The sequence below is a fragment of the Pseudonocardia lutea genome (genome assembly GCF_042658055.1).
Classification (GTDB): domain Bacteria; phylum Actinomycetota; class Actinomycetes; order Mycobacteriales; family Pseudonocardiaceae; genus Pseudonocardia; species Pseudonocardia lutea.
On sequence record NZ_JBHSQK010000035.1, the window covers coordinates 59,580 to 81,583 of the forward strand.

Consider the following 22,004-nt stretch of genomic DNA (forward strand, 5'->3'; position numbering starts at 1 on the left):
CGGCCGGAGGTGTTGAGACCGTACGTGACCCCAGCACTGATGGACGCCCCGGTCGCGGCCCGACCGGCTCGGCCGCGCCCGTCACGTCGCGGGCGCGTACGCTCGACCCCCGCAGGTTCACGGATGATCGTGCAGACGGTCGCGGGGGAGAGGAGCGCGGTGCCGGACGAGACGGCGGCCGAGACCGAGCAGGACCCGGGACAGGATCCGGGGCGGGTGGACGGGACCGACTCGCTCGACCGGGCCCCGGAGGAGACCGAGGCCGAGCGCGCGGCCCGCTTCGAGCGGGACGCGATGCCGATGCTCGACCAGCTCTACGGCGCCGCCCTGCGCATGACCCGCAACCCGGCCGACGCCGAGGACCTGGTCCAGGAGACCTACCTCAAGGCGTACTCGGCGTTCCGGACCTTCCGCGAGGGCACGAACCTCAAGGCGTGGCTGTACCGGATCCTGACGAACACCTACATCAACGGCTACCGCAAGCGGCAGCGGCAGCCGGTCCAGGCCCCCACGGACGAGATCACGGACTGGCAGCTCGCCCAGGCCGGTGAGCACTCCTCGACGGGCCTGCGCTCGGCCGAGGTCGAGGCGCTGGACAATCTCCCCGATTCGGACGTGAAGGAAGCGCTCCAGCGGCTTCCCGAGGACTTCCGGATGGCGGTATACCTGGCCGACGTCGAGGGGTTCGCCTACAAGGAGATCGCCGAGATCATGGGGACGCCGATCGGCACCGTGATGTCGCGGCTGCACCGCGGCCGCCGGCAGCTGCGCGACATGCTCACCGACACCGCTCGGGAGCGCGGCTTCATCCGGGGCGAGCAGGAGGTGACGAGCTCATGAGCTGCGGCAACCACCACGAGACGGACTGCTCCGAGGTCCTCGCCGAGGTCTGGCTGTACCTGGACGGCGAGTGCGACCAGGAGCGGAAGCGCCAGCTCGTGCAGCACCTCGACGAGTGCGCCCCGTGTCTGCAGGAGTACGGGATCGACGAGAAGCTCAAGCAGCTCCTCGCCCGCAAGTGCAGCGGCGAGATCGCGCCGGACGGGCTGAAGGACCGGCTGCGCCGGCAGATCCGCACCGCGGTGCTGGAGCAGGCCGAGGTGAGCATCGAGTCCGGGCCCGGCGGCACGACCCTCGAGGTCCGCACCGAGATCAGCGCCACGCGAATCGAACGTCGCGCCTGACGGCACACGAACGGCCCCTCGGCTCCGGTGGGAGCGGAGGGGCCGTTCGCACGTTCCGGGCGGGCCCTCAGGTGTTGGGCCGCTTGCCGTGGTTCGCGCCGCCCTTCTTGCGGTCGCGACGCTTGCGCGCGCGCTTCGACATGCTCGTCCCTCCTTCACAAGTACGCAGACCTGGGACCAGTGTCCCACCGTGATTGGATGAGTCCGTGTCGACCCTGAGCGAACTGCTGGCCGAGCACACGAGTCTCCCCGGGGACGCCGTCGAGCACCTGCAGCGGGTCGTCGCCGAGTGGCAGCTGCTGGCGGACATGTCGTTCGCGGACTTCCTGCTCTGGATCCCGCTGCCGCAGGACGCCGACGTCGAGATGGCGGGCGGCCCGGAGGAGTTCCTCTGCGTGGCCCAGGCCCGCCCCACGACGGCCCCGACGGCCCACTCGGAGGACGCCGTCGGTGCCCGGGTCAACCCGCGGGACAACCCGCAGCTGCGCCGTGCCGTCGTCGAGGGGCGGATCTGCCGCGAGGAGGAGCCGCGCTGGCACCTGGAGGTCCCGATCCGCCGGGAGACGATCCCGGTGCGGCACCACGGTCGCGTCATCGCGGTGCTGTCCCGGGACACCAACCTGGCCATGCCGCGGGTGCCGAGCCCGCTCGAGATCGCCTACCTCGGCAGCGCCTCGGACCTGTGCCAGATGATCGCCGACGGCACCTTCCCGACGACGGCGGCCGCGGCCGGCGCCGACACCAGCCCGCGGGCGGGCGACGGCCTGATCCGCCTGGACGCGCACGGCCTGGTGGCCTACGCCAGCCCCAACGCCCTGTCCGCCTACCACCGCATGGGCCACGACACGGACCTCGTCGGCGTGCCGCTGGCCTCGCTCACGAAGTCCCTGACCCGGGACCCGTTCGACGCCAGCGAGGTCGCCGCGCGCATCCAGGCCGCCCTCGACGGCCGCACGTCGCTGCGCATGGAGATCCGCACCCGGGGCGCCACGATGCTGGTGCGCGCGCTGCCGCTGCGCCCGCGCGGCGACGCGGCCGGCGCGCTGGTGCTGGTCCGGGACATCACCGACCTGCGCCGCCGCGACCAGGCCCTGCTGAGCAAGGACGCGACGATCCGGGAGATCCACCACCGGGTCAAGAACAACCTGCAGACGGTCGCGGCGCTGCTGCGGCTGCAGGCCCGCCGCACCCAGATCCCGGAGGCCCGCCGGGCGCTCGCCGAGAGCGTGCGCCGGGTGACCTCCATCGCACTCGTGCACGAGGCACTGGCCTACTCGGTGGCCGAGATGGTGAACCTCGACGAGCTGGTGGACACCGTCCTGCCGGCGATCGGCGACGGCGCCACGGCGGAGGTGCGGGCGAAGGTCCGCCGCGAGGGCTCGCTGGGCACCCTCGGCTCGGCGCTCGCGACCCCGCTGGTCCTCGTGCTCACCGAGCTGGTGCACAACGCGCTGGCCCACGCCTACGAGCCGGGCCAGGCGGGTGAGGTCGTGGTCAAGGCGAACCGCTCCTCGCACACCCTGGAGCTGATCATCGCCGACGACGGACGGGGCATGCCGGAGGGCTTCGACATCGACCGGGCGGACGGGCTGGGCCTGCAGATCGTGCGCACCCTGCTGGCCGAGCTGGACTCGAAGCTGGCGCTGAGGCCCCGCGAGGGCGGCGGAACCGAGGCCCTTATCACGGTGCCCATGACGGCGCGATAGCCTTGCAGCGTGATCGCCGATCCCGGTGCCGAGGTCGCGCCGGTGCCGTGCTCGACGGTCACGGGTTCGCGGGGTGGTGCGGTGACACCCCCCGGAACCACGAAGAGCGGGCCCGACGCCGGTGGTGTCCGGCTTCGGGCCCGCTCTTCCGAGTCTTCTGGGGAACTGTGAGGGCGGGGAGTGCCCTCGGGTACTGCTCCGTGCTCGGTACTGCTCCGGTACTGCTCTCGTGCTTCGGTCTCAGGCGGTGCGCGCGCGGGTCCGGGCGTTGCGGCGCTTGAGGGCGCGACGCTCGTCCTCGCTCATGCCGCCCCAGACACCCGCGTCCTGGCCACTCTCGAGCGCCCAGGCCAGGCACTCGGTGACCACCGGGCACCGGCGGCAGACGCTCTTCGCCTCGGCGATCTGCAGGAGGGCCGGGCCGCTCGTCCCCACGGGGAAGAAGAGCTCCGGGTCCTCGTCGCGGCAGATAGCGCGGTGACGCCAATCCATGATCGTCCTACTCCTCGTACTTCGCGATCGGGGTCGCGCCGATCGCACGTCTGTCTGTCACGGTGTTTCCGCGCTTGTGAATGATTTCACGAGCGCCGTCGCTCTTCAAGGGACAAGGTCCGGCCGGGTGAGGAGCCTCACCCACACTTCGCAACGAAGCCCGACACGTTCGGTTACTGCATCGATCCGTGTCGCACGCCGTGACGAAGTGCGATCGACAGTGTCCCTGCCCAACGGGAGCCGGGTTACCCCGGTTCCCGCGGACCATGCCGGGTGACCCCGACGTAGTCCCTCGCTCTCGCAGGACCTACCTTGGATCACGGTCCGCGCAGGTGCGAGCCCCTAGCTGCTCGGTGGTCGCCGAGCATCGGTGAATGGCCACCATCTGTCACTCGGCCGGATGGGGACACCGCCCGAACTGCGACGAGGGGCTCCTCTCACACGACGACGCGTAACGCTCCGGGCACGGAGACGAACTCGACGTCCGTCCTCGACCCCAGGTGGTCACCGTCCAGCTGGAGGGCCAGCGGCTCCGCGCTGCGGATCCGTACAGAGGGAACGGCGTCCTGCCGCACGATGTTCCGGCCGTGCGGGTCGGCGTCGGGGGAGAGCACGTGCCGCAGGGTCCGTCCGATCGTCGGCAGCCCCAGATGGCGCAGCGCGAACAGGGCGAGCCCGGTACCGAACGTGGCCCCGGGGTTGGTCCGCACCGCCCGGCCGGCGAGGAAGGTCCAGGGGTCGGTGTTGCTGACGAAGGCGAGCCGGATCTCCTCCAGCGCGCCCGCGCCGGGCACCTCCACCGTCATGGCCGGCGGGTTGCGCCGCTGCCGCAGGTACTCGGCGATCGCCGTCCCGGCGTACCGGAAGGGGGTGGCCTCGCGGCCGGCGGCCCGGGCGCGCTCCACCGCGGCGACGACGTCGGCGTCCCACCCCATGCCGGCGTTGAACGTGAACCACCGATCGTCCGCCCGGCCGAGGCCGACCAGCCGGCTGCTGCGGCGCTCCAGGGCGCCCAGGATGGCCCCGGTGGCCTCCACGGGGTCCCGGGGCAGCCCGAGGGCCCGGGCGAAGACGTTCGCCGAGCCGCCGGGCACCACGGCCAGCGCGGGGGCGTCGGGATCGCTGCCGTCGGGCGCGCGGGGACCGGTCGCCTCGCGGTCCACGAGCATGCCGTTGACGACCTCGTTGACCGTGCCGTCGCCGCCGAGCGCCACGATCAGCTCGACGCCCGCGGCGCAGGCCGCCGCCGTCGCCTCGGCCGCGTGGCCCCGGTAGGCGGTCTCGAGCACGTCGAGCTTGAGCTCGCTCGCCAGGGCGTGGGTCAGCACGTCCCGACCCGCCGGGGTCGTCGACGTCGCCCGCGGGTTGACGACGAGGAGCGCGCGCACGAACCCGAGCGTAACGGGGCCCGTATCCTCGTCGTCGTGACGTCCGGGTCCAGTCAGCAGCCGAGCGGAGAGGCGGGTCGCCCCGCCCGGAACGCGCCGCCGGTCCAGGTGCGCGCGGCGGCCGCCGTCGTGGCGCTGGAGGGGCTCGTGGGCCTGGGCGCGGCCGTGGTCTTCTGGGTGGCCTCCGAGGGCGGCCTGGGCGACCGCATCGGCGAGTCCTCGTACTTCGTGCTGCTCGGTGCGGCCCTGCTGCTCCTCGCGGTCCTGCTCTGGCGCGGCCGGGCCGGGGCCCGCACGCCCTCGATCGTCGCCCAGCTGCTGCTGGTGCCCTTCGTGTACTCGCAGCTCGCCGAGGGCCGGCTCGTGATCGGCGTCGTGGCCCTCCTGCTGGTCGTGGGGACCTTCCTGCTGCTGGTCGGCGAACCCGCCCGGCGCTGGTCGCTCGGGGCGGACGAACGCTCACGCTCCGAGTGAGGCCAGCGGCTCCCCGCTGAGCCGGAAGGTCGTCCACTCGTCCATCGACACCGCGCCGATCGACCGGTAGAAGCCGATCGAGGGCGTGTTCCAGTCCAGCACGGACCACTCCAGGCGCGCGTAGCCCCGCTCCACGCAGACCGCGGCCAGCGCGGCGAGCAGTTCCCGGCCCAGCCCGGAGCCGCGGTGCGCGCGCTGCACGTAGAGGTCCTCCAGGTAGATCCCGTGCACGCCCTCCCACGTGGAGAAGTTGAGGAACCACAGCGCACAGCCGACGACCGCGCCGTCGACCTCCGCCACGTGCCCGAACAGCGCGGGCGCCGCGCCGAAGAGGGCGGTCCGCAGCTGCTCCGGGGTCAGCAGGCACTGCTCGAGGGCCTTCTCGTACTCGGCCAGCTCGCGCACGAGACCGACCACGGCCGCCACGTCGCCCGGTTCGACCCGCCGGACCCGATTCGTCCACCACTCCGTCACGTCTGCACGATATCCGCTGCTCAGTGGCCCACTCCGCACCGGCGAACGGAGCAACCTTTCCTGCTCCCGCTCGTCATTCGTGTGGGGGTAGGAGCACCGAGGAGTGACGAGTGGGTAGACACAGCGTGAAGCGGTCCGCGGCCGGGAGGGTGCGGGCCGCGTCGGTGACGGCGGCCGTCCTCGGTCTCGGCTCGCTCGTGGCCGCGCCCGCCCAGGCCGCGCCCGCCCAGGCCGCACCGCGCGGCGACACCGGCACGACGGCCACGGTCGCCGGCACCCCCTGCACCGCCTCCGCGCACGCCTGCGTGGACCTCGCCACGCACCGCGCCTGGCTCCTCGGGGACGGGAAGGTCACCCGCGGACCGGTCCGGATGATGCCGGGCGACGCGGCCGACCCGACCCCCGTCGGCACGTTCCACGTGCAGTGGAAGGACCAGAACCACGTCAGCGACATGCCGAACCACGCGCCGATGCCGTTCTCGGTGTTCTTCGCCGACGGCGGGGTCGCCTTCCACGAGGGCAGCCTGCAGACCTCGTCCTACGGCTGCGTGCACCTCGCCCACGACGACGCCGTGGCCTTCTTCAACACCCTGCAGGTCGGCGACGAGGTGCAGGTCCACTGACGGCGAGGGACACGACGGCGTCGGGACAGCGACGCGAGCAGCTCCCGGCACGCGATCTCGCAGCGCCGGCACTCCTCGGCGCACACCCGGCAGTGCTCCAGGCCCCTCTCGGCGTGCCACGCGCACTCCGCCCCGCAGCTCGCGCACGCGTCCAGCAGGCTGCGGAGGACCGCGCGGTCGGGGACGGTCCGCCGGCAGAGCACCGGACGGGTGGCCGCGACGACGTCGGCGCAGTCCGCGTCGAGCCGGACGCACGCCACGAGGTGGGCCACGGACTCCTCGCCGAGGCGGGCGTCCGCGCCCGCGGTGCAGGTCTGCGCGCAGGAGGAGCAGGCCTCGATGCACGCGACGAGCGCGTCGCGGTCGAGCCGCCGAGACCGGCGGGGTGGGTGCCGAGCACGGCGGCGGCGTGGGTCACGGGTGCGCCCCCTGGTCGGCGGAGCCGCCCGGATCGCCGAGCCCCTCGACGGTGATCCACCGGACGCCCCTCCGGCTAGGGGATCCGCAGGTTCACCGCGTCGAGCCGGGGGACCCCGCGCTCGTCGCCGAGGACCGTCAGGGCCGCGGCCTCCATCGCGATGTGCACGCCGCCCTCGGCCGGCAGCCCGATCCAGCGCGCCGCGAGCACGCGGCTGAAGTGGCCGTGCCCGACGAGCACGACGTCACCCTCGGGCAGCAGCCCCCGCACCTCGGCGAGGACCCTGTCGGCCCGCGCGCCCACCTGGTCGGCCGTCTCGCCGCCGGGGCAGGGCCGGGTCCACACGGTCCACCCGGGCACCTCCTCGCGGATCTGCGGCGTCGTCAGGCCCTCGTAGTCGCCGTAGTCCCACTCGACGAGCCGCTCGTCGACCTTGTCGGGCTGCAGGCCGGCGAGCTTCGCGGTCTCCTGGGCGCGGCTGCGGGGGCTGACGATCACCCGGACCGGCGGCGGGTCGCCGTGGCGCAGCGCCTCGTACGTCCGGCCCGCCTGCGCGGCCAGCTCGCGGCCGTGGTCGGTCAGCGGAATGTCGGTCCGGCCGGTGTGCCGCCCCGTGGCCGACCATTCGGTCTCGCCGTGCCGGAGGAGGAAGACGCGTCCCACGCCGCCGGAGGTTAGCCCTGTCGGGGGACGGCGTGCAGGACTTCGGTCCTGACCTGGCGGCGATCGCTGTCGACCATCGGCACCCCGGGGTATGATCCGAACACTGATAGTGAGCAAGGAGAACTCGATGGCCGGAGGCGTGCTCGACCGCGCGACGGTCCGCGTTCTCGAGGCGGGTTGCCGCCGGATGTGGGGCTTCGCGCCCCGGATGATCCCGCACATCGTCGCCCGGATGGGCGCCCTCGGCGCGCTGGGCTGGTTCGCCGGGAACATGCCCCGCTACCTGGTCTCGATGAAGGTCCTCGGCCACCAGCGCACGCACCTGGCCGGGATGGTCATCTCCCTGTACAACGGCTGCCTCTACTGCGCCTACGCGCACGGCCACGCCCTCGAGCTGCTCTACCTGCGCGACCGCGACCGGCTCTTCCCGCTCGACGCGCGGACCCTGGAGGGCTGGCTCGGGCTGCCGCCGCGGGTGCTCGCCGACCGGACGCAGGAGGTGCTGCGCGAGGCCGGGATGCAGTCCGAGGCGTTGTGGGTGGACACCACGCTGAGCCTGCTGCGCGGCGACCAGCAGCCCGTCGACGGCGCGGAGCTGCGGCTCGCCCACCTGGTCCGGATGTTCGGCACCATGAACCGGATCGCCGTCGAGGCCGGCTGCACCGAGCCCGACCAGGCGCAGAACCCGGTGAACAAGGACCGCGCGGTCAAGGAGCGCAACGCGGCCCTGCGCGCCGCCCGGGTCTGACCGGCGCCTCCTCCGCCGGCGGAGGGTGTCCGCAGCGGATGAGGCGATCAACCCGCTCGGAGGGCGGCTCCCCGGCGCGCGAGATCCGGCCCGCGTCGACCAGGCGACGTCGAGGGTGATCACCGTCCGGGCACGGGCTGGGTGAACGCGGCGCCGATCCGGAAACCATGATCGTCCGTCCTGGACCGGGAAGGCCGATTTTCGACTCTCCTGCTCCAGGCTCGATGATCTTCGGGGCGGAGTGAGCCAGGACGCGTGGTCGGGCGGTTTGATCGTGAATCGTGGACCGGGGAGGTCGATTTTCGACTCTCCTGCTCCAGGGTCGATGATCTTCGGGTCGGAGTGGACCAGCGGAGGGGTGGCCGGGCGGTTTGATCGTGAATCGTGGACCGGGGAGGTCGATTTTCGACTCTCCTGCTCCAGGGTCGATGATCTTCGGGTCGGAGTGGACCAGCGGAGGGGTGGCCGGGCGGTTTGATCGTGAATCGTGGACCGGGAAGGCCGATCTCCGACCGCCCTGCGCCACGCTCAGTGATCTTGTCCGCGAGCATGGCGGGTCGTCGCGCAGGAGCCGTTGTACGAGCTGCGCCTCGGAGCGCACCCTGAGCGCCGTCCGCGGCCGGACAGGGCAGGCCGGGATCGGCCGTTCCGCGGCGGCGACTACGCTTCCGCCCGTGGTGGCTCCCCGGTCCCGGCGATGACGACCGAGAGTCGCGCCCTGCCCGGCCCCCTCGCGCCCCATCTGGAGCGCGCCCGGCGCAGTGCCGCGGAGATCGAGCTCGACGTCGACGACTTCGTCCCGCGCTTCTACCGCACGCTCTTCGGCTACGCCCCGGGGCTGCGCGCGCTTTTCCCGCTGTCGATGAGCACCCAGTACGCCCGCTTCGGGCGCGCCCTGGTGCACCTGATCGACGGGCTCGACGACCCGGGCGCGCTGGTCCCGTTCCTGGCCCAGCTCGGCCGTGACCACCGCAAGTTCGACGTCCGGGACGAGCACTACACCGTCGTCGGGCAGGCCTTCCTCGCGGCGCTCGCCGAGACCGCGGGCGCGGCCTGGACGCCCGAGGTGGCCGAGGCGTGGGAGTACACGTACGCCTTCCTCGCCGGCACGATGCAGAAGGCGGCGCAGGCCGAGCCCGGGCCGCCCTGGTGGCCCGGCGTGGTCGTCGACCACCGGCGGGTCGACCGGGACACGGCGGTCCTGCGGGTGCAGGTGGAGGGCGCGGACGGGCCGGTCCCGTACCGGGCGGGGCAGTACGTCGGCGTCGAGACCCCGCAGCACCCGCGGCTGTGGCGTTACCTCTCCCCGGCGAACGCGCCCGACCGGTCGGGTGTCCTGGAGTTCCACGTCAAGGCGTTGGGCTACGGCAGCGTGAGCCGCGGGATCGTCGCCTCCGCCCGGCCGGGGGACCGCTGGCGGCTCGGCCCGCCGATGGGGGCGCTGGACCGGGCCGCCCGGCCGGGCCGTGAGCTGCTCATGATCGGCGGCGGCACCGGCATCACCCCGATCCGCGCCCTGCTGAAGCAGTTCGAGCGCGAGGGCGGGCGGGCCGAGCGGGTGGTCGTCTTCTACGGGGCGCGCTCGTGGGACGCGCTCTACCTGCTCGACGAGCTGCGCCGGATGACCTACCGCCACGCGTGGCTGGACGTCGTGCCCGTCGTCGAGGAGGCGCCGCCGTACCCCGGGCCGCTGGTGGGCCGGCTCGCGGACGTCGTCACCGGGTTCGGGGCCTGGAGCGACTGCGAGATAGTGGTCAGCGGCTCGCCGGCCATGTTGACGGCCACGGTACGGGCGCTGCGGGTCGCCGGGGCCGCGCCGGAGCAGATCCACTACGACCCGTTCGTCGCCGACTGATCCCCGTCCGCACCGGATCGTCGGCGGCGAGGCTTGACGTGTTCCCATATAGGAGTATGGGGCGGCGACCACCACCGACGTGTACAACGCGGTGGCCGAGCCGCGGCGCAGGCAGGTTCTCGACGTGCTCGCCCGGGGCGAGCGGTCGGCGGGCGATCTCGTCGTGGCGCTGGACCTCGCCCGGCCGCAGGTCTCGAAGCACCCGAAGGTGCTGCACGAGGTGGGGCTGGTGGCCGTCCGGGAGAACCACATCCGGTCGGGCATGGAGGGCGGCATGCAGACCTCGCTCGACGCCCTCGAGGAGGTCGCCGTCGCACTGCGACGCATCATGGTTCCGCAACGCGATTTGGCGCCCGGCTCTCGCGCATCAGGGAGCCATGATGCGCTCTCGGATCGTTCGAATTCGCATCATGGTTCCAAGGTGCGGGTCGGTCAGCGGGCGAGCAGGGCCGTCAGCTTCTCGAGGACCGGGCCGTAGGAGCCGGGCAGGAGGCGGGCCAGGACGTCCGGCACCTTGGCGCTGGAGGCGATGAGCACGCGGGTCCTCCGCTTCTCCACGCCCTCGAGGATCTCCGCGGCGGCCTTCTCCGGCGGGTAGCTCAGCAGCTTGGCGAACGCGGCCTGGTGCTGCGCGATCTCCGCCGGGTCCACGCCGGACCCGATCCGGGCACTCGACGCCACGTTCGTGCGGATCCCGCCCGGATGGACCTGGGTCACGCCGGTGCCGGTCTCGAGCAGCTCGTGCCGCAGGACCTCGGAGAACCCGCGGATCGCGAACTTGCTCGACGAGTACGCCGACTGCCCGGCCGGCCCGATCAGCCCGTAGAGGCTGGAGACGTTGACCAGGTGCCCGCCCGGGGTCGCGGTCAGGGCGGGCAGCAGGTGGTGGGTGAGGATCACGGGCGCCCGGAAGTTGATGTCCATGACCCACTCGAACTCGTCGAGCGTGAGCTGGCGGAACCGGCCGCCGAGGGCCACCCCGGCGTTGTTGACCAGCAGGCCGATCCGCGGGTGCTCACCGGCGATGCGCTCGGCGAGCGCGGTCGTCGCGGCCCGGTCGGCCAGGTCCACGACGTGCGTCTCGACGGTCACGCCCGGATGTGCGCCACGGATCTTGCCGGCCACCGCCTCGAGGCCGGCGGCGTCCCGGTCGACCAGGACCAGGTCGCTGCCGCGGTCGGCGAGGCCGTAGGCCAGCTGCTCGCCGATGCCGCTCGCCGCCCCCGTGAGGACGGCGGTGTTGCCGGCGAAGCGGTAGGGCTGGAGCGTCGTGCGCATCAGGAGGCCTCCTGCAGGCGGCGGGCGGTGGCGGGGGTGAAGCGCATGTCACGGGTGAGGTCGGCGCGCGACATCCTGAGGGCGTCGGCCACGTAGTTCTGCTGCACCCGCCACGGCTCGCTGGTGCCCTGGCTCGGGAAGGCGTCGATCGCGCGCTGCACGTAGCCCGAGGTCAGGTCGAGCAGCGGGCGGCGCTCCGCCGAGGCCGGGGCGGTCGGGGCGGCCGCCGCGTACCCGTGCTTGTCCATGTGGTTCAGCAGCCGGCAGACGTACCGCGACGACAGGTCGGCGCGCAGGGTCCAGGAGGCGTTCGTGTAGCCGATGCAGTAGGCGAGGTTCGGCACGCCGGACAGCATCAGGCCGCGGTAGGAGAACGTGTCGCCGAGGGTCACGGGCGCGCCGTCGACGCTCAGGTCCAGGCCGCCCAGGGGGAGCATGCGCAGCCCGGTCGCTGAGACCACGACGTCGGCCTCCAGCTCCTGCCCGGACCGCAGCAGGATCCCCTTCTCGGTGAACCGCTCGACGTGGTCGGTCACCACGGACGCGGAGCCGTCGCGGACCGCCTGGTAGAAGTCGCCGCCCGGGATCACGCACAGGCGCTGGTCCCAGGGCTCGTAGCGCGGCGTGAAGTGCTCGTCGACGGCCTGCTCGTCGAGGAAGCGCAGGGCGATCCCGCGCAGGACCTTCTTCACCATCGCCGGCCGGCGCCGGGCCAGCTGGTAGAAGGCCTGGGTGACGGCGATGTTCTTGGCCCGGACGAGCCTGTGCGCGAGCCCGGCCGGGAGCCGGCGGCGCAGCGTGTCGGCGACCTTGTCCTTCAGCGGCAGCGCGGTCAGGTACGAGGGCGAGCGCTGCAGCATGGTGACGTGTGCGGCCTGCCCGGCCATGGCCGGGACCAGGGTGACGGCGGTGGCGCCGCTGCCGATCACGACCACCCGCTTGCCGGTGTGGTCCAGGTCCTCGGGCCACGCCTGCGGGTGCACGAACGTGCCGGTGTAGTCCGCGAGGCCGGGGAAGTCGGGCTGGTAGCCGCTCTCGTAGGAGTAGTAGCCGGCGCACAGGTAGAGGAACCTGCAGGTCCAGGTGCCGCGCGAGGTGGTCACGGTCCACCGGGCGTCGGCCGACGACCAGGAGGCGCGCTGCACGGTGGTGCCGTAGCGGATGTGCCGGTCGATGCCGGCCTCGCGCGCGGTGTCGCGGATGTAGCTGCGGATGCTCTCGCCGTCGGCCATCGACTTCTCGCCGCGCCACGGCCGGAACGGGTAGCTCAGCGTGAACATGTCCGAGTCGGACCGCACGCCGGGGTAGCGGAACAGGTCCCAGGTGCCGCCGATCGCGTCGCGCTGCTCGAGGATCGCGTAGGAGTCGTGCGGGCGCTCCTGCTGCAGCCGGTAGGCGGCGCCGATGCCGGAGAGGCCGGCGCCGACGATCAGCACGTCGGTCTCGTTCATGTCAGCTCCCCTTCGATGCTGGCGACCGGTTCCAGTGTGGTCGGGCGGTCCGACCGGTGCTTATCCCTGCGCGACAATGATTTACCCTCGTGCGACATGGGCCCGGTGGTGCGTGCCGCGTCGTTGCGCGGGCTCCCCGCGCTGGTCGACGCGCTGGGCGGCGACCCGGAGGCGTTGCTCGCCCGCTTCGGCGTGACGCGCGACGCCGTGTCGAGCGACGACGCCGTCATCGCCGTGCGCAGCGCCGGCCTCCTCCTGGAGACCGCCGCGGCCGAGCTCGAACGGCCGGACCTCGGGTTGCTGCTCGCCGAGCGGCAGGACGCCGGGGTGCTCGGCCCCCTCGCCGTCGCCATCGAGAACGCGCGGACCCTCGGCGAGGCCCTGGACAGCGCGTCGCGTTTCCTGTTCGTGCACAGCCCGGCGCTGTCCATCGCGCAGGTCCCGGACCCGGAGGAGGTGCGCGGGGTGCTCGCGGTGCGCTACGGGGCGGCCTCCGGCGGGACCGCCGAGCCCCTGCCGCTGCCACCGCAGGCCGCGGACCTCGGGCTGGGGCTGCTGCACCGGATCATCCTGCTCCTGCACGGCGGGCCGTACGGGCTGAGATCGGCGCACCTGGCCCATCCGCCACTCGTCCCGGTGACGCGCTACACCGACTTCTTCGGCGCCGACGTCCGCTTCGAGCGGCCCGCCGCCGTCCTGCGGCTGCCGGCGGCGCTCACCGCGGCCCCGGTGGCCGGGGGCGACCGGCTGCTGCGCACCCTCGCGCTGGACTACCTGGAGAGCCACTTCGCCGAGCCCGGACAGACCGTCGCCGGACGGGTGCGCGGCACGCTGGCCCGCTCGCTCGGGTCGGCGCCGCCGCAGGTCGGCGACGTCGCGCGGCTGCTGCGGCTGCACCCACGCACCCTGCAGCGGCACCTCGCCGCCGAGGGCACGACGTTCGAGCGGGTGCTCGACGAGGTGCGCCGCGACGCCGCGCACCGCCTGATCACCACGACCGACCTGCCCTTCGCACAGGTCACCGCCATGCTCGGGCTCGCGGCGCAGTCCGGGCTCACCCGCGCGGTACGGCGGTGGTTCGGGACGACCCCGACCCGGTTGCGCGCCGGGCGGGCCGGGTGACCCGGGTTGCGCCGCCGGGCAGACTGGCGACCATGAGCCGCGCGCGGACGGACCTGACCCCGCTGGCCCGTGCCGAGCGCGAGGACCTCGCCGACCTGCTGGAGTCCCTCGCCCCGGAGCAGTGGGAGGCGCCCACGCTGTGCGAGCGGTGGCGGGTCCGCGAGGTCGCCGCGCACGTCGTCAGCTACGACGACCTCGGCCGGGGCGGGTTCCTCCGGGCGCTGGCCCGCGCCCGGTTCTCGGGCGAGCGCGCCAACGACGCGTGCCTCGCGCCGTTCGCGGAGCTGGACCCGGAGGACCTCGTCGCCGCGGTGCGCGCCCGGACCACGCCGGCCGGGTTGACGGCGGGCTTCGGCGGCCGCGTGGCGCTGGTCGACTGGATCATCCACCAGCAGGACCTGCGCCGGCCGCTGGGCCTGCCCCGGACCGTCCCGGCGGAGCGGCTCCGCCCGGCGCTGGACTTCGCGCGGTTCGCGCCGCCCATCCGGGCCTTCCCGCGCATCCGAGGGCTGCGGCTCGTCGCCGACGACCTGGACTGGGCGGCGGGGAAGGGCCCGGAGGTCCGTGGGCCCGGCGAGGCCCTGCTGCTCGCCATGGCGGGCCGGCGCGGGGTGACCGGTGAGCTCACCGGGCCGGGCGTGCCGACGCTCGCCGCGCGGATCGACGGGTGAGCGGCGGCCGGGTCGCTCAGCGGGAGGCGAAGAAGGCGTTGGCCCGCGCGTTCCACAGCAGGAGCAGGATCACGATCCCGACGAGGATGCTGACCAGCGCCTGGGTGAGCGTCGACCCGCTGCCCACCGTGCTGATCGCGGCGATGCCGCCCGCGATCTGCAGCACCACGAGGATCGACACCAGCAGCCGGGCGCCGTTGCCGCCGCGCCCCAGCCGGGAGGCGACCGCGCCGGTGACCATGCCGAGGATCACGTAGGCCACGCCGATCCCGACGAGCAGGCCCGGCGTCAGCCCCGCGGCGCCGGCGGTCACGCTCCCGGCGACGACGAGCAGCAGCCCGCCCAGCACGGCGAGGACCGCCGAGATCCAGGTGAGCACGACCACCAGGGTGACGCTGCCGGGGCGTCCAGCGCTCATGTCGTCGTCCTCGCCGTCGATCCGCCGTCGGGCCACGTACCAGATGGTCCACGGTAGACCCCGGGCACCCGCGCCGCACCGGGCCGAACGGCTTGCCGGGCGAGCGTGTCTAACCTCGGGGAGGTGCACCCCCTGCTGCGCGCGGCCGGGTCGCTGGCCGACCGCGCCCTCGGCCTGACCTCCCCGCCCGTCCCGTACGCCCGCACGCGGGTCGACGTCCCGATGCCGGACGGCACCGTGCTCGTCGGCACCCGGTACCGGCCCGCCCGCGCCGACGGACCCCTCCCGGTGGTGCTCATCCGCACCCCGTACGACCCGCGCTCCACCGGCCTCGTCTTCGCCGCGCCGCTGGCCCGCCGCGGCTTCCAGGTCGTCCTGCAGAGCACCCGCGGCACCTTCGGCTCGGGCGGGCACTTCCGGCCCTTCACCCGCGAGCGCGAGGACGGCCTGGCCACGCTCGCCTGGCTGCGCGCCCAGCCCTGGTGCGACGGCCGGGTCGCGACGACCGGGGGCAGCTACCTCGGCGCCACGCAGTGGGCCGTCGCGCCCTACGCCGACCCGCCGCTCACGGCGATGTCGCCGCACATCACCGCGGCCCGCATGACCGACACCTTCTACACCCACGGCGCGCCCGCGCTGCTCAACGCGCTCGCCTGGACCGCCATGATCGGCACCCAGGAGCGCGGCGGCCTCCCGCTGCTGCCGCACCCGATCCGGGCGGCGAGGCTGCGCCGGGCGCTGCGCCGCGTCCCGCTCCAGGCGGCCGACGTCGAGGTCGCCGGCGCGCCCGTGCCCTACTGGCGGGACTTCGTCGAGCACGCCGAGCCCGGCGACGGCTACTGGGACGCCACCTACGGCGAGTCGCCCGCGTTCGACCGCACGGGCCCGGGCTCGCTGACCCGGCTCCCGCCGGTCAGCATGGTCACCGGGTGGTGGGACCTGTTCGCCGCGGAGCAGCTGCGCGACTACCGGGCGCTCCGGGAGGCCGGGGTGCCGGCGCGGATCGTCGTCGGCCCGTGGCTGCACGGGGCCCTCGAGGAGATCCGGACCAGCCTCCGGACGGACGTCGCGTGGCTGGAGCACCACCTGCGCGGCGGTCCGGAGCCCGAGGGCGCGCCCGTGCGGCTCTTCCTCATGCGCGCCGACCAGTGGCTGGAGTTCGACGAGTGGCCGCCGCCCGCGACCAGCCGGCCGCTGCACCTGCAGGCCGGGGGCGGGCTGGGGGAGGAGCCGGGGACGGGCGTGAGCAGCTACGTCTACGACCCGGCGGACCCCACACCGAGCGTCGGCGGGCCGCTCCTGCAGCCCCCGGGCGAGCAGGTCGACCAGGCCCCGGTCGAGGCGCGCCCGGACGTCCTCGTGTTCACCGGCGACCCGCTGCCCGCCGACGTCGACGTGGTCGGGCCGGTCACCGCGCACGTGCACGTCCGGCCCGAGCTGGACCACGCCGACGTCTTCGTGCGGGTCTGCGACGTCGACGGGCGCGGCGTGTCCCGCAACGTCGTCGACGGCATCCGCCGGCTGGACCCGCGCACCGTGCCCGCCGAGGACGTCACGAGGGGGGCGGACGGGGTCCTCGCCGTCGAGATCGAGCTGTTCCCCACGGCCTACCGCTTCCGGGCCGGGCACCGGCTCCGGGTGCAGGTGGCCGGCGGCGCCTTCCCGCGGTTCGCCCGCAACGTCGGCACCGGCGAGCCCTTCGGCGTCGCGACCCGCGGCAAGCCGGGCGCGGTCGAGGTCCTGCACGACGCCGACCATCCCTCGCGGATCGTCCTGCCCGTGCTGTGAGCGGCGACCGACGACGAATCTCCTGCCGATCCGGCACGACCGTGTGCCGGTCCGGCATGCTGGTGGGGTGGACGACGAGCTGGAGGCGGTGCTCGCCGGGGTCGGTCCCCGGCTGCGCGCCCTGCGCACGCACCGGCAGCTGACCCTGGCCGAGCTGTCCGAGGAGACCGGCATCTCGGAGAGCACGCTGTCCCGGCTGGAGAGCGGGGGGCGGCGGCCCAACCTGGAGCTGCTGCTCCCGCTCGCGCGCGCTCACGGCGTGCCGCTCGACGAGCTGGTCGGCGCACCGCAGACCGGCGATCCGCGGGTGCACCTCAAGCCCGTGCACCGCTTCGGCCGCACGTTCGTGCCGCTCACCCGTCGCGCGGGCGGCCTGCAGGCGTTCAAGATGGTCTGCCCGCCCAGCCGGGACGAGCAGCCCGACCTGCGGACGCACGAGGGCTACGAGTGGCTCTACGTGCTGGAGGGCCGGTTGCGTCTGGTGCTGGGGGACCGCGACCTCGTGCTGAAGCCCGGCGAGGCGGCGGAGTTCGACACCCACGTCCCGCACTGGTTCGGCAGCGCGGACGAGCGGCCCGTGGAGCTGTTGTCGCTGTTCGGGACGCAGGGCGAGCGCGCCCACGTGCGGGCGCGGGCCGGGCGCTGAGCCTCACAGGCGGGTTCCTCGCGGCGTGAGGAGTCGGTGACGGCGGTCTCCCCGTTGCGTCATCCGGACGCAACGGGTGGTCCGTAGAACACCACTCGTGACTTCCTCCCGAACCACCGTCTACGAGTCCATCGGCGGCGCGGACGCCGTCGCCGCCGCCGTCGAGCGGTTCTACGAGCGCGTGCTCGGCGACCCCGCCCTCGTCGGGTACTTCGCCGACGTCGACCTGAAGCGCCTCAAGACCCACCAGCGCAGCTTCCTCGCCGCCGCGATCGGCGGGCCGGAGCTCTACCAGGGACGGCCGATGAAGGAGGCGCACGCCCGCTTCCGCATCCGTCCCGCGCACTTCGACCTGGTCGTGGGGCATCTCGTGGCCACGCTGACCGAGCTCGGCGTGCCGGCGGAGACCATCGGCGCGATCGGCGAGACCCTCGCCCCGCTCAAGGCCGACATCGCCCCGCCGGAGAACGCCCTCGCCTCCTGACCCGGGCGGTCGGGTTCAGCAGCGAGCCCGGCGCGTCTCACCCCCGGGACACGTACCGGCACATCGCCACCGGGACGACGACGAGGGCCAGACGAACAGCAGCGCGCCGATCTCGGAGCCGGCCGGTCGGTGACGCCCCGGGAACGGGAGCGGCTCCGACCGGCCGGCCGGGAGCGGATCGGCTCAGACGGAGTAGCGGCAGAGGGTCTCCCCGCCGTCGACCTTGATCAGGTCGCCGTGGATGTAGCTGGACTCGTCGGAGGCCAGGAACACCGCGAGGTTCGCGATGTCGTCGACCTCGCCCCACCGCTTGAGCGGGATGGACTCGGTGAAGACCTGGTCGAAGTCCTTGTCGTCGAACAGCTCGCGGGTCAGCGAGGTCTTCGCGTAGGTGGGGCAGATGCCGTTGACCCGGATCTTGTCCTGGCCGTACTCGATCGCCAGGCATCGGGTGAGGTTGGCCTGTGCCCCCTTGGAGATGTTGTAGACCGACTGGTTGGGGTGGCCCTGCAGGCCGGCGGTGGAGACGAGGTTGATGATCACGCCGCCGTCGCCCTGCGCGAGGAACTGCTTGACCGCCTCCTGCGCGCCGAAGAAGGTGCCCTTGGCGTTGACGTCGAAGCAGACGTCGAGGTCCTCCTCGCCGAACTCGTGCAGGCGCTTCCCGTTCCGGTAGACCCCGGCGTTGTTGACCATCACGTCGAGCCGGCCGTACGTCTCGACGGTCCGGGCGACCAGGTTGGCGACCTGGTCCGACTTCGTGACGTCGGCCGCGACGTAGACCGCCCGGCCGCCGGCCTTCTCGATCGCCTCGACCGTGGTGAGGTTCCCGTCGGTCTCGAACCCTCCGGCGTTGGGCTTCTCGTGGACGTCGGAGACCACGACCTTCGCACCCTCCCGGGCGCAGGCCACGGCGATGCCGCGACCGAACCCGGACGCGGAGCCGGTGACGATGACGACCTTGTCCTGCAGACGAGCCATGACGTGGTTCCTCTCCGGGTGGATCAGGGCGCGGTGTAGCCGCCGTCGATGGTGACCATCGATCCGGTGGCCCAGCGGGAGTCGTCGCAGGACAGGAAGACCGCTGCCTTGGCGACGTCCTCGGCGGTGCCCAGCTCGGGCCACGGGGACTTCGAGTGGAGGACCTCGTTCAGCTCCGGGTCGTCCAGGAACGGGCGGACCATCGCGGTGGCGAGGAACCCGGGACAGATCGCGTTGACGTTGATCCGTTCCGGGGCGAAGTCGACGGCGAGCTGGCGGGTCAGGTTCACCACCGCGCCCTTGGCGGCGCAGTAGGCCGGCTCGGCGGCGAGCCCGACGAGACCCCCGATCGACGCGATGTTCACGACGCGGCCGCGGGAGCCGTCGACCGGCTCCTGGGTGAGCATCTGGCGGATGGCGAACTTGCAGCCCAACCACACGCTCTTGCCGTTGACCGCCATGGTGCGGTCGTACTCGTCCTCGGTCTCGTCGACGATGGTGTGCAGGCCGGTGAAGATGCCGGCGTTGTTCACCATGACGTCGAGCCGGCCGAAGCTGCCGACCGCGGCGTTCACCAGGTTCTCGACCGCGGCGTAGTCCGCCGCGTCGGCCTCGACGTACTCTGCCTTCCCACCGCGGGCGCGGATGACGTCGTCGGTCGGGGTGCGGATGTCGCCCTCGTAGCCGCCCTCGCGCGCCTCGCGGCGGATGTCGGAACACACGACCGACGCGCCCTCCGCCGCCAGCGCGAGCGCGATGGCCCGCCCGTTGCCGGAGCTGGAACCGGTGACCACGGCGACCTTGTCCTGCAGCTTGCCCATGTCCGGGAGGTCCTCTCGTGACGTGGTTCGGGGATCAGGGGGCGAGGTGCTGCACGAACCAGGCGAGGGCGGGGTTGCTGGAGGCCTCGAAGCCCTCGACGTAGGCGTCGAAGTGGCCGCCCGGAAGGATCTCGAGGCGCTTGGGCTCGCGGGCCTTCTCGAAGGCGGCGATCGCCAGGTGGGTGGGGGTGAGGACGTCGTTCTGCGCCGGGAGCAGCAGCAGCGGCGTGGGGCTGATCTGCCAGATGTAGTCGACCGGGTTGTACTCGGCGAGCATCTCGACGGTGCGCAGCGTCACCTCGTTCGACCAGTTCGGGGCCCGGGTCTTGCCGGTCTCGGTGAACCACTGCCAGGAGTCGGGGGTCGGCAGCGCGGACGGCGCCAGCGGGTCCTCGGCCACGACCGGCACCATGGCCGGCGGGTCGCCCCGGAAGCGGGCGAGCCGGTCCTCGTCGAACTGCTGGCGGAACCCGCCGAGGAAGTCGGAGCGGACCAGGGCGCGCACGTTGTCGTAGCCGCTGACCATCGGGACCTGGCTGACGACGGCCTTGACCCGGCGGTCGATCGCCGCGACGACCAGCACGTGCCCGCCCGAGTAGCTCGAGCCCCACACGCCGATGCGGGTGGCGTCGGTCTCGGACAGCGTCGTCGCGTAGGTGATGGCGTGCCGGAAGTCGCGGACCTGCGCCCACGGGTCGATCTCCTGGCGCGGGGTGCCGTCGCTGTCGCCGAAGTTGCGGTTGTCGTACACCAGCGCGTTGAGGCCGTTCGCGGAGAACAGCTCCGCGTACTTGTCGAGGTACATCTCCTTCACGGCCGAGAAGCCGTGGGAGAGGACGATCGTCGGGGCGGGGCCGGCGGCCCCCTCCGCGGGGTAGAACCAGCCGCGCAGCGTCACGCCCTCGGCGTCGAACTCCACGTCGCGTCGAGCCATCGGGACTCCTCCGGGTCGGGTGGAACCGGCCCGGGAGGCGCCCGCGTGGGGCGCCGGCTCAGCCCTGGGCCGCTGTGATCCCAGTCTCCCGACGGCCCGGGCCGGCGCGATGAACTGCTGCGACAGGTCGTTGCACGGGCGCGCCACCGGTACGGTCCAGGTGCGCCGCGGTCCGGTAGTCGCTCGGCGAGGCGCCGTACCGGGCCTTGAACGACCGGCTGAAGTGGCTGGTGTCCGAGAAGCCCCAGCGGTGCGCGATGGCGGAGATCGGGCGGTCGGACTCGGTGAGCTCCTCGCGGGCCCGGGCCAGCCGACGTACGCGGATGACCTCGCCCACCGTCTGTCCGGTGGCGTTGAAGATCCGGTTGACCGTCCGCACCGACACGCCGTGCGCGGCGGCGAGGTCCTGTGCGGTCACCGCGTCGAGCAGGTGCCGCTCGATGTAGCGGTCCATCTGCGCCCGCAGTGCCGGCTGGGCCATCGAGGTCGCCGGCACGCCGCTCCCGGAGCGCAGCGCCCCGATGAACAGCTCCAGGGTGGCGTTGCGGGCCGCGCTGATCGCGCCCTGGTCGAGCTCGGGCAACGACGTGCGCAAGGTGTCCAGGTACGACGTGAGCAGCCGGGTGGCCGGGTTGCCGCCGTCGAGCCGCACGCCGCCCGACATCGGGGCCCGGCCGGACACCTCCTCCAGCGCCGCGCGCGGGATGAGCAGGCTGCGCTTGGCCAGCGGCTCCCACACGGCGAACCGGGCGGGCCGGGTGCTGTCCCAGGCCACCGCGTCGCCGGGCTGCAGGCAGGCCTCGGCGTCGTTCTGGGCCACCGTCTCCTGCCCGGCCAGGGTGATCAGGACGACGACGAACTCGCCCTCGGTCCGGGCCAGCTCGCGGCGGGTCCGGGTGCCGGAGCACGGGCCGCACTCGCAGTCGACCAGCGCGAGGTCGTCGATCCACCAGCGCCGCGCCGAGGCGGTGAACCCGGGCGGATCCGCGTCCACCGGGATCGAGACCGTCCACGGCAGGTGCGTGACCGAGAGCATGTCGCGCCACTCGTCCGTGGCCGCGTCGGCCTCGCCGCTCGTGGTCCAGAACTCCTCGTCGCGTTCCATCCGCGTCCCCTCGGCCGACGGCGCTGTCGAACCCCGGCGACCACGGTAGGCGGTCCGGCAAGGCCTCGCCCTGCGCCGAGCTCCGATCCGTCCACCCTGCCCACGCCGCACAACCCGCGCCGAGAACCGGTGCGCCAGGACCTGGAACGTCCGCGACAGGCCGGCTCGGCCGGCGGCCGTCGGGCGCTCGCCCGCGACGAGGGACGCCTGCAGGATCCTCGTGCGTGCCGGGGGACGTGGATGAATCGAGTTCCGGGCGACGAGGCCCGCCAGGCTCGCG

Annotated in this window: 26 protein-coding genes; 13 read left to right on the forward strand and 13 right to left on the reverse strand. The window is 73.4% G+C overall.

Translation table 11 applies throughout. From position 1 onward, the window contains the following. Nucleotides 1–123 precede the first annotated feature (123 nt). Both ACFQH9_RS15110 and rsrA read left to right on the forward strand, forming a co-directional pair. Nucleotides 124–840 (forward strand): sigma-70 family RNA polymerase sigma factor, encoded by a 717-nt coding sequence (locus ACFQH9_RS15110; protein ID WP_379566721.1) that lies wholly within the window; start codon nt 124–126, stop codon nt 838–840. Continuing rightward, complete coding sequence (gene rsrA, locus ACFQH9_RS15115; RefSeq protein ID WP_379566722.1) at nt 837–1,184, forward strand: mycothiol system anti-sigma-R factor; 348 nt, start codon at nt 837–839, stop codon at nt 1,182–1,184. Before ACFQH9_RS15110 ends, rsrA begins: the two co-directional genes overlap by 4 nt. Before the next feature lie 67 nt (nt 1,185–1,251). Here rsrA and ACFQH9_RS15120 read toward each other — a convergent pair whose 3' ends face one another. Next, nucleotides 1,252–1,326 (reverse strand): 50S ribosomal protein bL37, encoded by a 75-nt coding sequence (locus ACFQH9_RS15120; protein WP_370467464.1) that lies wholly within the window; start codon nt 1,324–1,326, stop codon nt 1,252–1,254. Nucleotides 1,327–1,390: 64 nt separating this feature from the next. Here ACFQH9_RS15120 and ACFQH9_RS15125 point away from each other — a divergent pair, with 64 nt between their 5' ends. Next, nucleotides 1,391–2,890, forward strand: a complete 1,500-nt coding sequence (locus ACFQH9_RS15125; RefSeq protein ID WP_379566723.1) for a sensor histidine kinase — start codon at nt 1,391–1,393, stop codon at nt 2,888–2,890. A 240-nt stretch (nt 2,891–3,130) separates the two neighbouring features. Here ACFQH9_RS15125 and ACFQH9_RS15130 read toward each other — a convergent pair whose 3' ends face one another. Continuing rightward, nucleotides 3,131–3,382 carry a WhiB family transcriptional regulator gene (locus ACFQH9_RS15130; protein ID WP_037051753.1) on the reverse strand — a complete coding sequence of 84 codons (252 nt, stop codon included), beginning with the start codon at nt 3,380–3,382 and terminating at the stop codon, nt 3,131–3,133. Between the two features lie 437 nt (nt 3,383–3,819). Next, entirely contained in the window at nt 3,820–4,770 is a 951-nt protein-coding gene (locus ACFQH9_RS15135) for a diacylglycerol/lipid kinase family protein (RefSeq protein WP_379566724.1), read from the reverse strand. Nucleotides 4,771–4,806: 36 nt separating this feature from the next. Between ACFQH9_RS15135 and ACFQH9_RS15140 the strand changes: the two genes are divergently transcribed. Next, the gene (locus tag ACFQH9_RS15140) at nt 4,807–5,244 is read left to right on the forward strand and encodes a hypothetical protein (RefSeq protein WP_379566725.1); all 438 of its coding nucleotides are present in this window, start codon (nt 4,807–4,809) and stop codon (nt 5,242–5,244) included. Here the strand turns inward: ACFQH9_RS15140 and ACFQH9_RS15145 are convergent. Further along, nucleotides 5,230–5,718 carry a GNAT family N-acetyltransferase gene (locus tag ACFQH9_RS15145; RefSeq protein WP_379566726.1) on the reverse strand — a complete coding sequence of 163 codons (489 nt, stop codon included), beginning with the start codon at nt 5,716–5,718 and terminating at the stop codon, nt 5,230–5,232. The genes ACFQH9_RS15140 and ACFQH9_RS15145 overlap by 15 nt on opposite strands. Before the next feature lie 110 nt (nt 5,719–5,828). On the opposite strand from ACFQH9_RS15145, the gene ACFQH9_RS15150 reads away from it, so the two are divergent. Continuing rightward, the gene (locus tag ACFQH9_RS15150; protein ID WP_379566727.1) at nt 5,829–6,341 is read left to right on the forward strand and encodes a L,D-transpeptidase; all 513 of its coding nucleotides are present in this window, start codon (nt 5,829–5,831) and stop codon (nt 6,339–6,341) included. Here ACFQH9_RS15150 and ACFQH9_RS32265 read toward each other — a convergent pair. Both ACFQH9_RS32265 and ACFQH9_RS15155 read right to left on the reverse strand, forming a co-directional pair. Next, nucleotides 6,257–6,793, reverse strand: a complete 537-nt coding sequence (locus tag ACFQH9_RS32265; protein ID WP_465269524.1) for a four-helix bundle copper-binding protein — start codon at nt 6,791–6,793, stop codon at nt 6,257–6,259. The two genes, ACFQH9_RS15150 and ACFQH9_RS32265, sit on opposite strands and share 85 nt — an antisense overlap. Before the next feature lie 41 nt (nt 6,794–6,834). Continuing rightward, nucleotides 6,835–7,422 (reverse strand): acid phosphatase, encoded by a 588-nt coding sequence (locus ACFQH9_RS15155; RefSeq protein ID WP_379566728.1) that lies wholly within the window; start codon nt 7,420–7,422, stop codon nt 6,835–6,837. 127 nt (nt 7,423–7,549) lie between these two features. Here ACFQH9_RS15155 and ACFQH9_RS15160 point away from each other — a divergent pair, with 127 nt between their 5' ends. The 3 genes from ACFQH9_RS15160 (at nt 7,550) to ACFQH9_RS15170 (ending at nt 10,503) form a co-directional block, all read left to right on the forward strand. After that, the gene (locus tag ACFQH9_RS15160) at nt 7,550–8,170 is read left to right on the forward strand and encodes a carboxymuconolactone decarboxylase family protein (RefSeq protein ID WP_379566729.1); all 621 of its coding nucleotides are present in this window, start codon (nt 7,550–7,552) and stop codon (nt 8,168–8,170) included. Nucleotides 8,171–8,867: 697 nt separating this feature from the next. Next, complete coding sequence (locus tag ACFQH9_RS15165) at nt 8,868–10,025, forward strand: globin domain-containing protein (protein WP_379566730.1); 1,158 nt, start codon at nt 8,868–8,870, stop codon at nt 10,023–10,025. Nucleotides 10,026–10,104: 79 nt separating this feature from the next. Next, a complete protein-coding gene (locus ACFQH9_RS15170; protein ID WP_379566732.1) occupies nt 10,105–10,503 on the forward strand; it encodes an ArsR/SmtB family transcription factor in 399 nt (132 codons plus the stop codon). Here ACFQH9_RS15170 and ACFQH9_RS15175 read toward each other — a convergent pair. Together ACFQH9_RS15175 and ACFQH9_RS15180 are read right to left on the reverse strand one after the other, a co-directional pair. Continuing rightward, on the reverse strand, nt 10,458–11,303 hold the full coding sequence (locus ACFQH9_RS15175) for an SDR family NAD(P)-dependent oxidoreductase (RefSeq protein WP_379566734.1): 846 nt from the start codon (nt 11,301–11,303) through the stop codon (nt 10,458–10,460). The two genes, ACFQH9_RS15170 and ACFQH9_RS15175, sit on opposite strands and share 46 nt — an antisense overlap. After that, on the reverse strand, nt 11,303–12,754 hold the full coding sequence (locus ACFQH9_RS15180; RefSeq protein ID WP_379566735.1) for a flavin-containing monooxygenase: 1,452 nt from the start codon (nt 12,752–12,754) through the stop codon (nt 11,303–11,305). The genes ACFQH9_RS15175 and ACFQH9_RS15180 overlap by 1 nt, the downstream gene beginning before the upstream one ends. A gap of 96 nt (nt 12,755–12,850) precedes the next feature. On the opposite strand from ACFQH9_RS15180, the gene ACFQH9_RS15185 reads away from it, so the two are divergent. Beyond that, a complete protein-coding gene (locus tag ACFQH9_RS15185; RefSeq protein ID WP_379566737.1) occupies nt 12,851–13,876 on the forward strand; it encodes an AraC family transcriptional regulator in 1,026 nt (341 codons plus the stop codon). Between the two features lie 32 nt (nt 13,877–13,908). Further along, nucleotides 13,909–14,547: a maleylpyruvate isomerase family mycothiol-dependent enzyme gene (locus tag ACFQH9_RS15190; protein WP_379566739.1), complete on the forward strand. Its 639-nt coding sequence runs from the start codon at nt 13,909–13,911 to the stop codon at nt 14,545–14,547. A 16-nt stretch (nt 14,548–14,563) separates the two neighbouring features. Here ACFQH9_RS15190 and ACFQH9_RS15195 read toward each other — a convergent pair whose 3' ends face one another. Continuing rightward, nucleotides 14,564–14,965 carry a hypothetical protein gene (locus ACFQH9_RS15195; protein ID WP_379566740.1) on the reverse strand — a complete coding sequence of 134 codons (402 nt, stop codon included), beginning with the start codon at nt 14,963–14,965 and terminating at the stop codon, nt 14,564–14,566. Between the two features lie 123 nt (nt 14,966–15,088). Between ACFQH9_RS15195 and ACFQH9_RS15200 the strand changes: the two genes are divergently transcribed. From ACFQH9_RS15200 to ACFQH9_RS15210, 3 genes are all read left to right on the forward strand, one after another. Continuing rightward, nucleotides 15,089–16,753 carry a CocE/NonD family hydrolase gene (locus tag ACFQH9_RS15200; protein ID WP_379566741.1) on the forward strand — a complete coding sequence of 555 codons (1,665 nt, stop codon included), beginning with the start codon at nt 15,089–15,091 and terminating at the stop codon, nt 16,751–16,753. A gap of 67 nt (nt 16,754–16,820) precedes the next feature. Beyond that, nucleotides 16,821–17,399 (forward strand): helix-turn-helix domain-containing protein, encoded by a 579-nt coding sequence (locus ACFQH9_RS15205; RefSeq protein WP_379566743.1) that lies wholly within the window; start codon nt 16,821–16,823, stop codon nt 17,397–17,399. A gap of 97 nt (nt 17,400–17,496) precedes the next feature. Further along, a complete protein-coding gene (locus ACFQH9_RS15210) occupies nt 17,497–17,883 on the forward strand; it encodes a group I truncated hemoglobin (protein ID WP_379566744.1) in 387 nt (128 codons plus the stop codon). A gap of 183 nt (nt 17,884–18,066) precedes the next feature. Here the strand turns inward: ACFQH9_RS15210 and ACFQH9_RS15215 are convergent, their stop codons facing one another. From ACFQH9_RS15215 to ACFQH9_RS15230, 4 genes are read right to left on the reverse strand one after another with little or no spacing between them, the layout of a single operon-like run. Beyond that, nucleotides 18,067–18,864, reverse strand: coding sequence for an SDR family NAD(P)-dependent oxidoreductase (locus ACFQH9_RS15215; protein ID WP_379566746.1), 798 nt, complete (start codon nt 18,862–18,864; stop codon nt 18,067–18,069). A gap of 23 nt (nt 18,865–18,887) precedes the next feature. Continuing rightward, nucleotides 18,888–19,685, reverse strand: a complete 798-nt coding sequence (locus ACFQH9_RS15220) for an SDR family NAD(P)-dependent oxidoreductase (RefSeq protein WP_379566747.1) — start codon at nt 19,683–19,685, stop codon at nt 18,888–18,890. A gap of 34 nt (nt 19,686–19,719) precedes the next feature. Beyond that, nucleotides 19,720–20,619, reverse strand: coding sequence for an alpha/beta hydrolase (locus tag ACFQH9_RS15225; RefSeq protein WP_379566749.1), 900 nt, complete (start codon nt 20,617–20,619; stop codon nt 19,720–19,722). A 58-nt stretch (nt 20,620–20,677) separates the two neighbouring features. Continuing rightward, nucleotides 20,678–21,724, reverse strand: coding sequence for a helix-turn-helix domain-containing protein (locus ACFQH9_RS15230; protein ID WP_379566751.1), 1,047 nt, complete (start codon nt 21,722–21,724; stop codon nt 20,678–20,680). Nucleotides 21,725–22,004: the final 280 nt, after the last annotated feature.